Raw genomic sequence first — 12308 nt, 5'->3', positions numbered from 1 at the left:
TCGCGCCGCGAGGGAGTAGAGCAGATGAAGTCGCGTCATCAGTAGAGCATGATGTTAATGTGACATCAATGCTGGAGAGTGGCATTTTGCAATAGGGTCAAGGTCTGCTTTAAACAGCCGATAACCCTCTTTAGTGAATTCACAGAACAAGCTCAGGAGTCATTGATGGCCGGCATTCTCGACACGGTAGACCAACGCACGCAACTAGTGGGTGAGAACCGCCTGGAAATCCTCATGTTCCGACTGGCCGGGCGCCAGTTGTTTGCGATCAACGTGTTCAAGGTTCAGGAAGTCTTGCAGTTACCGAAACTGACCCTGATGCCCCAGCGCCATCCTTTTGTCTGTGGCGTGGTCAACCTGCGTGGGCAAACCTTGCCGGTGATCGACCTGTCCCAGGCCATTGGCATGCGTCCGTTGGTGCCAAGCCCTACCAGCACCATCATTGTCACTGAGTACAATCGCTCGGTGCAGGCGTTTCTTGTCGGCGGTGTGGACCGCATCGTCAACATGAACTGGGAAGCCATCCTGCCGCCGCCGACCAGTGCCGGCCGCCAGCACTATCTGACGGCTATCAGCAAGGTCGACGATCAGTTGGTGGAAATCATCGACGTTGAAAAGGTCCTGGCGGAAATCGTCCCGTACAACGCCAAAGTGTCTCGTGAAAAACTCGAAGACCCGGTGCTCGAACGCGCCCGTGGCCGTGAAGTATTGCTGGTGGATGACTCCAACGTGGCCCTGTCGCAATTGCGCGACACGCTAGGTCAGTTGGGCGTGAAAATGCACATCGCCAGCGACGGTTTGAAAGCGCTGAACATGCTTAAGGCCTGGGCTGACACCGGCGTGAACATGACGGACAAGCTGCTGATGATTTTTACCGATGCGGAAATGCCGGAAATGGACGGGTATCGCCTGACCACCGAGATCCGCAACGACCCGCGCCTGCGAGGCCTGTACGTGGTGATGCACACCTCGTTGTCCGGCAGCTTCAACGACTCGATGGTCAAGAAGGTCGGTTGCGACAACTTCCTTTCCAAGTTCCAGCCGGACAAGCTCGTGGACGTGGTGCGCCAGCGGTTGATGCGCGATGAAGTTCCGGCCTGACCCGATCAACCCTCAAGCAAGCCTTTGATTCGGCGATGAAGCTCGTATAGGGTGGCGCTTTGCCTACTAGGAAGCTGGCTATGCTGCATCTGAGCGCGCTCTATCGTTATCCGTTGAAGTCCGGCAAGGGCGAGACCCTGCAAAAGGTCAATCTCGACAAACTGGGTGTGGACGGCGACCGACGCTGGATGCTCGTGGACGAAGCCAGCGGGCGCTTTCTGTCCCAACGCGCGGTGGCCAAAATGAGCCAGTTGTCCGCGTTGTGGAATACCGAAGGTGGCTTGACCCTGAGTGCTCCGGGTTACAACCCCATCGATATCGCGCTGCCTGACGATCGTGCGCCATTGCGTGGCGTGACCCTCTGGCGCGACACGCTGCGCGTACCGGATGCGGGGGATGAGGCGGGCGCGTGGGTCAGTGAGTTCGTGGGTAAACCCACTCGCCTGGTGCAGGTACCGCTGGAGCGTGCCAGGACCACGTCGGCCGGTTACGGCAAAGACGACGATCAAGTGGCCTTCGCCGATGGCTTCCCGCTGTTGCTGATCGGACAGGCATCCCTGGACGACTTGTCGCATCGAGTGGGCCGTCCGCTGGAAATGCTGCGCTTCCGGCCAAACCTGGTGATCGAGGGCGCCGAAGCCTATGCCGAAGACGGTTGGAAGCGCATCCGCATCGGCGACGTTGAATTTCGTGTCGTCAAACCCTGTGCACGTTGCATTTTGACCACCATCGATCCGCAGACCGGTGAGCGCAGCGAAGACCGCGAACCCTTGGCCATGTTGCAGAAGTACCGTGCTGAAGCCGACGGTGCGATGTTCGGCCAGAACCTGGTCAACGACAGCAATGGCCGGCTTGAAGTCGGGATGTCGGTGACCATCCTCGAGTAACCCTACCCGGAATGAAAAATGCCCGCATCGAAGGATGCGGGCATTTTTTTATCGCTGTGAAAACCCGGGGTTTTAGCCGCGGTATTCGCACAGGTAAGCCGTGTCGACAGCCACTTTCAGCTGAAACTTGCTGTTGGCGGGTACGTTGAACTGGCTGCCGGCGGCGAAGGTTTCCCAGTCGGTGCTGTCAGGCAGTTTGACGGTCAGGGCGCCGGTCACCACGTGCATGATTTCCCGCTGGCTGGTGCCGAATTCGTATTCGCCCGGAGCCATGACGCCGATGGTCGCTGGACCTTCTGCAGTGCCAAAGGCGATCGACTTGACGGTGCCGTCGAAGTACTCGTTGACTTTAAACATGGGCGATTCCTCGAAAAGGGCTTAAAAGGGCCGGCCAGTATGCACAAGGCCCTCGGCGCCGTCACCTCTCTAGGCGGGGAGAATCAGCGGCAGCAAGCGCGCCGTATTGCGCGCATCTTCCAGCGCCCGGTGTTGTTGCCCGGTGAACTGCATGCCGGCCAGTTGCAGGGCGCCATTGAGGCCCAACGGCCTTTCCAGTCGACGCACCTTGGCAAAGCGCTGTTTGAGGTTCATGTGCGGTACGCGGCTCAGCAGGCTGTCGAGTTGCAGGCGTTGCCATTCCTGCAGCAGCTGTTTGCGATCGTAATCCCCCCAACTGGCCCAGCCTTCCAGGCGTTCATGATGCTGGCCCAGCCAGCGTTCGAACGCCGCCCAGACTTCGCTTAGCGGTTGCGCAACATCGATATTGGCTTGAGTGATGTGCGTCAGCTCACGACAAAACGGCGTCAGCAAGGGTCGACGCAAAGGCCGCACGAAGCGCTGGAAGTGATCCAGCTCTCGGCCTTTACGGTCCACCAGCGTGGCGCCTATTTCGATGATTTCCATTTCTGTTACTGGCCAACCACCCTCGTCGGTGGTGGCTTCAAGATCAATGACCAGCCAATGGGGCATCGCAGGGTTCCTGGTATCCGCGTCTTGATAGGGCTTGAGCGTAGCCAAACCCGGCGGATCCGCCTAGCGGCTTATTCGACCTCGAGCAAAATCTGTCGATTTTTCACTTGATCGCCCACGCTGACTTGCAAGCGTTTGAGCACGCCATCGATCCCCGACTTGAGTGGATGCTCCATCTTCATGGCCTCGAGCACCACCAGCAGCTGGCCTTTGACGACGGTGCTGCCCTCACTGACCAGCACATCGACAATGGCGCCATCCATCGGCGCCTTGAGGGTGCCGCTGCTGACGCTGACCTGAGCACTGACCAGCGCTTGCGTACGATCGACCAGTCGCAGGCTGCCAGGCCCCGTGAACAGCCACAGTTCTCCAGCGTCGAGACGGTAGATATGCCGGCGCCGAATGCCATCGATTTCCAGGATGGCAGTTCGCCCGTCGCACTCAATGACCTTCAGGTTCAGCGTTTGAGCAGCGATTTGAATCCGGTACAGCTCACCCGGCACGGCGTTCAATTCAACGACCCACTCCTGCTCACCCAGGCCGATGCGATAGTGCAGGGGGACGCTGGCGTTGTTGCGCCAACCCGGCAGGGAAGACGAATGTACCTTCGCAGAGCCGTGATAAAACAGCGCGGCCGCGATAGCCAATTGTTCATTGGTCGGTATCTGCGCCTGCAGGCAGGCATGGTCGGTGAACCAGGTCGGGATAAATCCGGTACTGAAATCGCCACTGACAAACGCGGGGTGCTCGAGCAAGCCTTCGAGCAAACGCTGATTGCTGTGCAGGCCCAGCAAAACGCTGTCTTGCACCGCCCTGAGCAACTTGCGCCGCGCCTCTTCCCGTGTGGCGCCGTGGGCGATGATCTTGCCGAGCATCGGGTCATAAAACGGGCTGATGATTTGGCCTTCGACCAGACCATGGTCGATCCGCACACCCGCCTGCAACGCCGGCTCCCACGCGGTGACACGGCCGGTTTGCGGCAGAAAGCCCTGCGCCGGATCTTCAGCGTACAAACGCACTTCCATGGCATGGCCGTTGAGTTGCACGTGCTCCTGGCGAAGCGGCAGCGGCAACCCCTCGGCGACCCTCAACTGCCAGGCCACCAGGTCAAGGCCGGTGATCAGTTCGGTCACGGGATGTTCGACTTGCAGCCGTGTGTTCATCTCCAGAAAGTAGAACTGCCCCCGCGCATCCAGCAGGAACTCCACGGTGCCGGCACCGACGTAATTCACCGCACGACCGGCCTTGAGCGCCGCCTCGCCCATGGTCTGGCGCAGTTCGGCCGTCATCACCGGGCAGGGCGCTTCCTCAATAACCTTCTGATGTCGGCGCTGAATCGAACAGTCGCGCTCGCCGAGGTAAATCAGGTTGCCGTGCTGGTCGCCGAACAGCTGCACCTCGACATGGCGTGGGTCTATCAAAGCTTGTTCGAGGATCAACTCGTCGCTGCCGAAACCGTTCAACGCCTCGGAGCGTGCAGTGCGGATCTGTTCCAGCAAGTCGTTTTCGTCGTGTACCAGACGCATGCCGCGCCCGCCACCGCCGGCACTGGCCTTGATCATCAGCGGATAGCCGATCGATTGCGCCTCGCGGCTCAGGGTGGCGTCGTCCTGTGCAGCGCCCTGATAGCCTTTGATGCACGGCACACCCGCGTCGATCATGGCGATTTTCGACAGGCGCTTGCTGCCCATCAGTTCGATGGCTTCGGGGCTGGGGCCGATGAAGGTGAGACCGGCGTCCTGGCAGGCGAGGGCGAACCCGGCGTTTTCCGAGAGAAAACCGTAGCCGGGATGCACCGCGTCGGCACCCGTGCGCCGCGCAGCTTCGATGATGGCTGGAATGTTCAGATAGGATTGCTGCACCGGCGCCGGGCCAATGTTGACGGCCTCATCGGCCATCTGCACATGCAGGGCGTCGGCGTCGGCATCGCTGAAGACGGCGACGGTGCGGTAGCCCAGGGCCTGGGCGGTGCGCTGGATGCGACAGGCGATTTCACCGCGGTTGGCGATCAGGATTTTTTTGAGCGCGGGCATGTGGGTTTCCCTTTTGTTTTTCGGTGAATTCGAGGGCCTCATCGCGGGCAAGCCCGGCTCCCACAGGTTCAGTGCTGTTCACAAAACTTCATTGCCACTCAAACCTGTGGGGGTAATACAGAGCCTGTGGGGGTAATACAGAGTCTGTGGGGCCAGTACAGAGTCTGTGGGGGCAATACAGAACCTGTGGGAGCCGGGCTTGCCCGCGATGCTCTTAGGGTGCCCACCCCGGTTTACGCTTTTGCACAAAAGCCATCGTTCCCTCGACGCCCTCACGCCCGGTCACCGCTTCGCTGAACCACTGCGCCGCGTCATCGAGCAAGGTATCTGAAGGTTGCCCGGCACTCGCCAGCAGGAGTTGTTTGGTGCGTGCATTCGCCTCCGGCGCGCAACACAGCACATGCGCCAGCACCTCGTCGAGGCGCTCGGCCAAGGCTTGGGCGTCATGTTCGACGAAATGCACCAGACCGATACGCCGCGCATGGGTGCCGTCGAAACGCGCTGCTGTCAGCGCCAGGTGTCGTGCCTGGGTCAGGCCGATGCGCTGGACCACGAAGGGGGCAATCTGCGCCGGCAGCACACCGAGGCTGGTTTCCGGCAAGCCGAACTGCGCCTGATGAGCGGCCAATGCGACATCGCTGACGCAGGCCAGGCCCAGGCCACCGCCCAGCACTGCACCTTGCAGCACGGTAATCACCACTTGCGGGGCGTGTTGCACCTCTTGCAGCAGTGCGCCAAATGCCCGGTTCATATCGCGAAAACCTGCCGCGCCCTGAGCCCGGGCGCCGGCCATGTCCTTGATGTCGCCACCGGCGCAAAAATGCCCGTCGGCGCCGCCGATCACCAATGCACGGATGTGTCGGTCATCGCGCACGGCCGCCAGCACCGCGCGCAAATCTGCAACCATCTGCAAGCTCATGGCATTGCGGCTTTCCGGGCGATTGAGGGTGATGTGCAGCACGCCGTTATGCGGTTCAAGCAGCAACGTCTGGCAATCCGGCAAGGTACTCATTTCTTTTTCCCCGGCAGAATGCCCATGAGTTTGCAGATGATCCCCAGCATGATTTCGTCGGCGCCGCCGCCGATCGACACCAGACGCACATCGCGATACGCCCGGGCCACCGGGTTGTCCCACATGAAGCCCATGCCGCCCCAGTATTGCAGGCAACTGTCACTGACTTCGCGTCCCAGGCGCCCGGCCTTGAGTTTGGCCATGGACGCCAGGCGAGTGACGTCCTGCCCTTTGATGTATTGCTCGGTCGCCTGATAGACCAGTGCCCGCAGGCATTCGATTTCGGTTTGCAGCTCGGCCAGGCGGAAGTGAATCACCTGATTGTCGATGAGCGCATTGCCGAAGGTCTTGCGCTCCTTGCAGTACTCGATGGTGCTGTCGATACAGTATTCCAGGCCCTTGATCATGTTGGCCGCGCCGAACAACCGCTCCTCCTGGAACTGCAGCATCTGCATCATGAAGCCCGCGCCTTCGTGGCCGATGCGGTTGCGTTGCGGCACGCGCACGTTGTCGAAAAACACCTGGGCGGTTTCCGAACTGCGCATGCCGAGCTTGTCCAGGTGCGAACTGAGGCTGATCCCCGGCGTGTTCATCGGCACCATGATCAGCGACTTGTTGATGTGCGGCTTGTCGTCCGAGGTGTTGGCCAGCAGGCAGATGAAATCGGCACTCGGCGAGTTGGTGATCCACATTTTGCTGCCGTTGATCACGTAGTCGTCACCGTCCTTGCGCGCGGTGGTTTTCAAACCGGCGACATCGGAACCGGCGCCGACTTCGGACACCCCGATACAGCCGACCTGTTCGCCGGTGATCGCCGGGCGCAAAAACTCCTCGCGCAAATCATCGGAGCCGAACCGCGCGAGTGTGGGCGTGCACATGTCGGTCTGCACGCCGATGGACATCGGAATGCCGCCGCAATGAATGGTGCCGAATTCTTCTGCCGCAACAATGGAGTAGCTGTAATCGAGGCCCATGCCACCGAATTTTTCCGGTTTGGAAATCCCCAGCAGACCGAGATCCCCGGCCTTGCGAAAGATCTCGTGAATCGGAAAGCGCCCGGCTTTTTCCCATTCTTCGACGTGAGGATTGATCTCGTGATCGACAAACTGGCGGACCGTGCGGCGCAGTGCTTCGTGTTCCTGGGTGAAGATCATTTTTATTATTCTCCGTTGATCGCTCTTAGAAGCGGGCTACACCAAAACTGTTGGCTTGCAGCGGCCGCACTTCGGCCTCGTGACAGATGTCCAGCAAGTAGCCGAGCAAGGTCCGGGTGTCACGCGGGTCAATCAGACCGTCGTCCCACAGGCTGGCGCTGCCATAGAGTGCAGTGGACTGGCTGTCGAGCTTTTGCGCGGTGACCGTTTCCAGCATGTCGAGCATTTTCGGGTCGGGCACCAATCCGTCTTTGGCCTGCTTGGCTTCAGTGACGATACGCAGCACCTTGCCGGCCTGGGCGCCGCCCATCACCGCCGTGCGGCTGTTGGGCCAGGCAAAGATGAAACGGGGATCGAGACCGCGGCCGCACATCGCATAGTTACCGGCACCGTAAGAGCCGCCGACGACAATGGTCAGTTTAGGCACACGAGCGTTCGCCACTGCCTGGATCATTTTGGCGCCATGTTTGATGACCCCTTGCTGTTCCGATTCCGTCCCGACCATGAACCCGGTGGTGTTGTGGAAAAACAGCAGCGGTGTCTGGCTCTGGTCGCACAGCTGGATGAACTGCGCGGCCTTGCTCGCACCTTTGGGCGTGATCGGGCCGTTGTTGCCGATGAATCCGCAGGCGCGGCCCTGGATGTGCAGGTGACCGCAAATGGTTTGCTGATCGAACTCGCCCTTGAACTCGAGGAAGTTCGACGCGTCGGCAATCCGCGCGATGATTTCGCGCACATCGTAGGGTTTCTTCGGATCATCCGGGATCAGCCCAAGCAACTCATCGATGGGGTAGAGCGGTTCGTCATACTGCCGGGGCTGGGCGAGGGGTAGTCGCGCATTCCACGGCAAAAGACCGACAATCTCACGTACCTGACGCACGCCATCCGCATCGTTTTCGGCCAGGTACTCCGCAGTGCCGGCGATTTGCGCGTGCATCTCGGCGCCTCCCAGTGCTTCGTCGGTGGCGATTTCGCCGGTTGCGGCCTTCAACAGCGGCGGTCCGGCGAGAAACAGTTTGGCCTTGCCGCGCACCACCACCACGTAATCCGACAGCCCAGGCTGATAGGCACCGCCGGCGGTGGCGGAACCGTGCACGACGGTAATTTGCGGCAGTCCCATGGCCGACATGCGCGCCTGATTGGCGAAGCTGCGCGCGCCCTCGACAAAAATCTCCGCTGCGTAATTCAGGTTGGCGCCACCGCTCTCGGCAAGGGTGATCACCGGCAGTTTGTTTTCCATCGCGATCTGTTGCAGGCGCAGGGATTTTTTCAACCCGCTGGGGGAAATGGTCCCGCCCTTGATCGCGCTGTTGTTCGCCACCACCAGCACCCGCACGCCCGAGACGTAGCCGATCCCTGCGATCAAACCGCCACCGGCTGAACTGCCATCCTTGTCATCATGCAGCTTGTAGCCGGCCAGGCTCGCCAGTTCAAGGAACGGTGCGCCGGGATCGAGCAATAGGTTGAGTCGTTCCCGAGGCAATAATTGCCCGCGCTTGTCGAACTTGGGTTTGGCCTCGGCAGCCTTGTTCAGCAGGTTCTGTTCGAGCTGGCGCACATGCTCGATGCCCACCAGCATGGCTGCGCGGTTCCGGGCGAACGGTTCGCTGAACGGGTCCACCTGCGACTGGATGACCGGCATGGTTTATTCCTTGTCCTTGGGGGCGTCTGGCTGCAGTACATCGGGCAAGTACGCCCGATGAAAGCCGTTATAGGACTCGCTGTTCTGCGCCTTGTGAATCGGCCAGGCCCGACCGCCCAGACTCGCCGCACCGTCGATGCGCAGCGTGCTGCCGCTGATAAACGCCGCCGCGGGGCTGAGCAAAAAGACGATGGCTGCGCTGACTTCCGATTCGGTGCCGATGCGTTTGAGCGGTACGTGTTCGCGCAAGGTCGGGATGACGGCCTTGAACGCGCCTTCGTAGGTGTCCATACCGCTCGACGCGATCCAGCCCGGCGCCACCGCATTCACCCGCACGCCGGCATACCCCCATTCGAACGCGGCGGTCTTGGTCAGGTTGTCCATGCCCGAACGTGCGGCGCCCGAGTGGCCCATGCCGGGCATGCCGCCCCACATGTCCGCGAGCATGTTGACGATCGCGCCGCCATGCTTGCTCATGGATTGATTGAACACTTCCCGGGCCATCAGGAAACCACCCACCAGGTTGGTGCGCATCACGGTTTCGAAACCCTTCTGATTGATCGAAGCGAGTGCGGAGGGAAATTGTCCCCCCGCATTATTGACCAGGCCATGGATAGGCCCGTGCTCTCGGATCAACTCGCTGACCAGGTGCTTGACCGTTTCTTCCTCGCGTATGTCGCACACGTGCCAGTCAGCCTTGCCGCCGTCTTCGACGATTTCGGCGGCAACCTGTTTGAGCTTGTCGACTTTGCGCCCGACCACCAGCACATGGGCGCCAAGGGCCGCGAGTTCATGAGCGGTGCAGCGTCCGATACCGCTACCGCCGCCGGTGACGATAATGGTTTGACCCGCAAACAGATCGGTTTTGAATATCGAATCGTAGGCCACGGTGGTGGTCCTCTAGTTGACCTGGTCAGCGATGCTTTGCGGCACCGGAATCTGGATGTCCAACAGTTGCTGAGCGAATGCTTTGCCTTGTGGATCGATGCGCAAGCTGGCCACGCCACCGCCGCCCAAGGCATTTTCCAGGAGAAAATTAAGGCTGTGAGTGGCCGGCAGATACCAGCGCTCGACACGTCCGTGGACCGGGTCGAGGACATGGCTCATCCAGTCCACGATCACCTCCGGCGTCAGTGCTTCGGCGATCCACGGCAGGTACTCCGGCGCGCGGGCCATGACCCCGATATTGCTGTGATTGCCCTTGTCTCCGGAGCGCGCAACCGCCAGCTTCACCAGCGCCACACTGGCGTCAGCGCGGCCGGCAGGTTTGGGCGGGTCGAGGGGCACAGGCAAATCATCGGTGTCGAGGAAATCGCCGTCGGGCAGGGTGCAAGGGTGGCGTTTTCCGGCCAGGTCGATGGCCAGAGTGCAGGCGGTTTTATCGATCAAAAACGAAAACAGCCGGATCACCGGATACACCGTCGGCCGACCGCCGACGATCCCGGTCAGCCCTGGCGCCATGCCGGTAGCGGCCTGGGCGATTTCCCGGGAGAACACGATCAGCGCCTGTTTGTTCGGGTGGCGCACCGCGAGTTTGATCACCACCTCGCGACTGTCCTGACGCTGGCCATGAGGACCGTAAGTGGCTTCGCTGCCGAGCAGCTCGATGTTCACTTCGCTATACGGCGCCCAACCGCGCTGGAGGAAAATCTCCGCCGTCTTGTTGATGATCGCGTCGCTGACACGGCGGGCTTTGTCGACCGCATCAATGCCGGCGATCAGGCAACTGGCGGTGCAACGGAAACCGTCCGGGTAGGTCGCGCTGACCTTGTAGTGATCGGTTGGGGGCAAGCCTTTGGCACCGTGGACCTGCACCGTGTTTTTGCCCTGCTGCACCAGTTTGACCTGAGTAAAATCGCAGACCACGTCGGGCAACAGATAGGCCTGCGGGTCGCCGATTTCATAGAGCATCTGTTCACCTACGCTCAGCGGGGTGACGAGGCCGCCGGAACCTTCGGGTTTGCTCACGGTGAACTGGCTGTCAGCGCTGACTTCGACGATGGGAAAACCGATGTGTTCGTAGTCGGGTACTTCACGCCAATCAGTGAAGTTGCCGCCGGTGCACTGCGCGCCGCATTCAATGAGGTGACCCGCCAGTGCGGCTTGGGCGAGTTTGTCGTAATCGTGCCAGGACCAGCCGAATTCATGCACCAGCGCAGCGCTGACCACGGCGCTATCGACCACGCGTCCGGTGATCACGATGTCCGCGCCCAACCGCAAGGCCTCGACGATACCCGGTGCGCCGAGGTAGGCATTGGTCGAGACGCACATCGCTGGCAGCGGAGCGTCGGTGAACATTTCACGCAAACCCTGAGTGCTCAGCTGTTTGAACTGTGGCTGCAAGTCATCGCCCAGCAGCACGGCGATCTTCAATGCCACGCCCGCCTTGTCGCAGGCCGCTTGCAGGGCGGCGGCGCAGGCTTGCGGGTTGATTCCGCCAGCATTGCTGATGACGCGGATTTTTTGCTCGGCGAGCTGTGGGAGGAGCGGGCTGAGCACTTCAATAAAGTCGCTGGCGTACCCGGCCTGCGGGTCTTTCATCCGCGCGCCGGCCATGATCGACAAAGTGATTTCGGCCAGATAATCGAACACCAGGTAGTCCAGGCGTCCTCCCTCCACCAACTGAGCAGCGGCAGTCGACGTGTCACCCCAGAACGCGCTGGCGCATCCGATGCGAATGGTTTCAGGCACAGTCATCTCCATAGTCACCTCCGACAGCAGTGGTTCGAGACTACCAAGCAAGCGCTTGGTTTGTAAATGCCTCGATTTACTTCTTCCCAAGCGCTTGCTTGGTTGTCATCGCCAGCTTAAATTGCCCGCGCAACCCCGCTGTTTTAGTGGCGATGGGCGTATTTGATTGAACGACTGTAGGAGAGAACGGGTGGACGAACAAAAAGCCCTCAAGGTCATGCGCGAATTGGTCGACAACGGCCAGTTGACCGACCCGGACAGCGCCCGCGGCAAACTGCTGCAAGTGGCGGCTCACCTGTTTCGCAACAAAGGTTATGAGCGCACCACGGTGCGTGATCTGGCGGGCGCCGTGGGCATTCAGTCGGGCAGCATTTTTCATCACTTCAAAAGCAAGGACGAAATCCTGCGTGCGGTGATGGAAGAGACCATTCGCTACAACACTGCGCTGATGCGCGCGGCACTGGCCGAGTCCGACAGTGTGCGCGAGCGGGTGCTGGCGCTGATCCGATGCGAATTGCAGTCGATCATGGGCGGCAGCGGCGAGGCCATGGCGGTGCTGGTGTATGAATGGCGCTCGTTGTCCGAAGAAGGCCAGGCGCAAGTTCTGGCGTTGCGCGATATTTATGAAGACCTCTGGCTGCAAGTATTGGGCGAGGCCAAAGACGCCGGTTTCATTCGCGGCGATGTATTCATTACCCGCCGGTTCCTGACCGGTGCGCTGTCATGGACCACCACTTGGTTCCGTGCCGGTGGCAGCATGAGCCTTGATCAATTAGCCGATGAGGCGTTGATTCTGGTGCTGGAAGAGGAACAATAGTG

The 12308-nt window shown here is 60.5% G+C and carries 11 protein-coding genes; 3 read left to right on the top strand and 8 right to left on the bottom strand.

The window, feature by feature from the left end:
- The first annotated feature begins 165 nt into the window (after positions 1–165).
- Positions 166–1101, top strand: a complete 936-nt coding sequence (locus tag AC3ZVB_RS08105; RefSeq protein WP_194692956.1) for a chemotaxis protein CheV — start codon at positions 166–168, stop codon at positions 1099–1101.
- An 80-nt stretch (positions 1102–1181) separates the two neighbouring features.
- On the top strand, positions 1182–1988 hold the full coding sequence (locus AC3ZVB_RS08100; protein ID WP_490146269.1) for an MOSC domain-containing protein: 807 nt from the start codon (positions 1182–1184) through the stop codon (positions 1986–1988).
- Positions 1989–2060: 72 nt separating this feature from the next.
- Here the strand turns inward: AC3ZVB_RS08100 and ppnP are convergent, their stop codons facing one another.
- The 8 genes from ppnP to AC3ZVB_RS08060 all read right to left on the bottom strand — a co-directional run bounded on the left by ppnP (position 2061) and on the right by AC3ZVB_RS08060 (position 11489).
- A complete protein-coding gene (gene ppnP, locus AC3ZVB_RS08095) occupies positions 2061–2345 on the bottom strand; it encodes a pyrimidine/purine nucleoside phosphorylase (protein ID WP_010461229.1) in 285 nt (94 codons plus the stop codon).
- 69 nt (positions 2346–2414) lie between these two features.
- Complete coding sequence (locus tag AC3ZVB_RS08090) at positions 2415–2957, bottom strand: 3'-5' exonuclease (RefSeq protein WP_162436319.1); 543 nt, start codon at positions 2955–2957, stop codon at positions 2415–2417.
- A gap of 71 nt (positions 2958–3028) precedes the next feature.
- Complete coding sequence (locus tag AC3ZVB_RS08085) at positions 3029–4990, bottom strand: acetyl/propionyl/methylcrotonyl-CoA carboxylase subunit alpha (protein ID WP_490146268.1); 1962 nt, start codon at positions 4988–4990, stop codon at positions 3029–3031.
- Between the two features lie 214 nt (positions 4991–5204).
- The gene (locus AC3ZVB_RS08080; protein ID WP_490146267.1) at positions 5205–6002 is read right to left on the bottom strand and encodes an enoyl-CoA hydratase/isomerase family protein; all 798 of its coding nucleotides are present in this window, start codon (positions 6000–6002) and stop codon (positions 5205–5207) included.
- Positions 5999–7156, bottom strand: a complete 1158-nt coding sequence (gene atuD / locus AC3ZVB_RS08075; RefSeq protein ID WP_490146266.1) for a citronellyl-CoA dehydrogenase — start codon at positions 7154–7156, stop codon at positions 5999–6001. Before atuD ends, AC3ZVB_RS08080 begins: the two co-directional genes overlap by 4 nt.
- A gap of 25 nt (positions 7157–7181) precedes the next feature.
- Positions 7182–8798, bottom strand: coding sequence for a geranyl-CoA carboxylase subunit beta (atuC, locus tag AC3ZVB_RS08070; protein ID WP_490146265.1), 1617 nt, complete (start codon positions 8796–8798; stop codon positions 7182–7184).
- Positions 8799–8801: 3 nt separating this feature from the next.
- A complete protein-coding gene (locus tag AC3ZVB_RS08065; protein WP_490146264.1) occupies positions 8802–9686 on the bottom strand; it encodes an SDR family oxidoreductase in 885 nt (294 codons plus the stop codon).
- 12 nt (positions 9687–9698) lie between these two features.
- Positions 9699–11489: an acyclic terpene utilization AtuA family protein gene (locus AC3ZVB_RS08060; protein ID WP_490146353.1), complete on the bottom strand. Its 1791-nt coding sequence runs from the start codon at positions 11487–11489 to the stop codon at positions 9699–9701.
- Positions 11490–11679: 190 nt separating this feature from the next.
- On the opposite strand from AC3ZVB_RS08060, the gene AC3ZVB_RS08055 reads away from it, so the two are divergent.
- Positions 11680–12306 (top strand): TetR/AcrR family transcriptional regulator, encoded by a 627-nt coding sequence (locus AC3ZVB_RS08055; protein ID WP_490146263.1) that lies wholly within the window; start codon positions 11680–11682, stop codon positions 12304–12306.
- Positions 12307–12308 lie beyond the last annotated feature (2 nt).

Source organism: Pseudomonas sp. MDV22-iso1, from assembly GCF_058145095.1.
Note: the sequence above shows the minus strand (reverse complement) of the source record. Positions and strands in the feature narration are given on the sequence as shown.

Bases quoted from the DNA above. Each gene is read 5' to 3' on its own strand.
- AC3ZVB_RS08105 (WP_194692956.1), top strand. From the start codon at position 166: ATGGCCGGCATTCTCGACACGGTAGACCAACGCACGCAACTAGTGGGT.
- AC3ZVB_RS08100 (WP_490146269.1), top strand. From the start codon at position 1,182: ATGCTGCATCTGAGCGCGCTCTATCGTTATCCGTTGAAGTCCGGCAAG.
- ppnP (WP_010461229.1), bottom strand. From the start codon at position 2,345: ATGTTTAAAGTCAACGAGTACTTCGACGGCACCGTCAAGTCGATCGCC.
- AC3ZVB_RS08090 (WP_162436319.1), bottom strand. From the start codon at position 2,957: ATGCCCCATTGGCTGGTCATTGATCTTGAAGCCACCACCGACGAGGGT.
- AC3ZVB_RS08085 (WP_490146268.1), bottom strand. From the start codon at position 4,990: ATGCCCGCGCTCAAAAAAATCCTGATCGCCAACCGCGGTGAAATCGCC.
- AC3ZVB_RS08080 (WP_490146267.1), bottom strand. From the start codon at position 6,002: ATGAGTACCTTGCCGGATTGCCAGACGTTGCTGCTTGAACCGCATAAC.
- atuD (WP_490146266.1), bottom strand. From the start codon at position 7,156: ATGATCTTCACCCAGGAACACGAAGCACTGCGCCGCACGGTCCGCCAG.
- atuC (WP_490146265.1), bottom strand. From the start codon at position 8,798: ATGCCGGTCATCCAGTCGCAGGTGGACCCGTTCAGCGAACCGTTCGCC.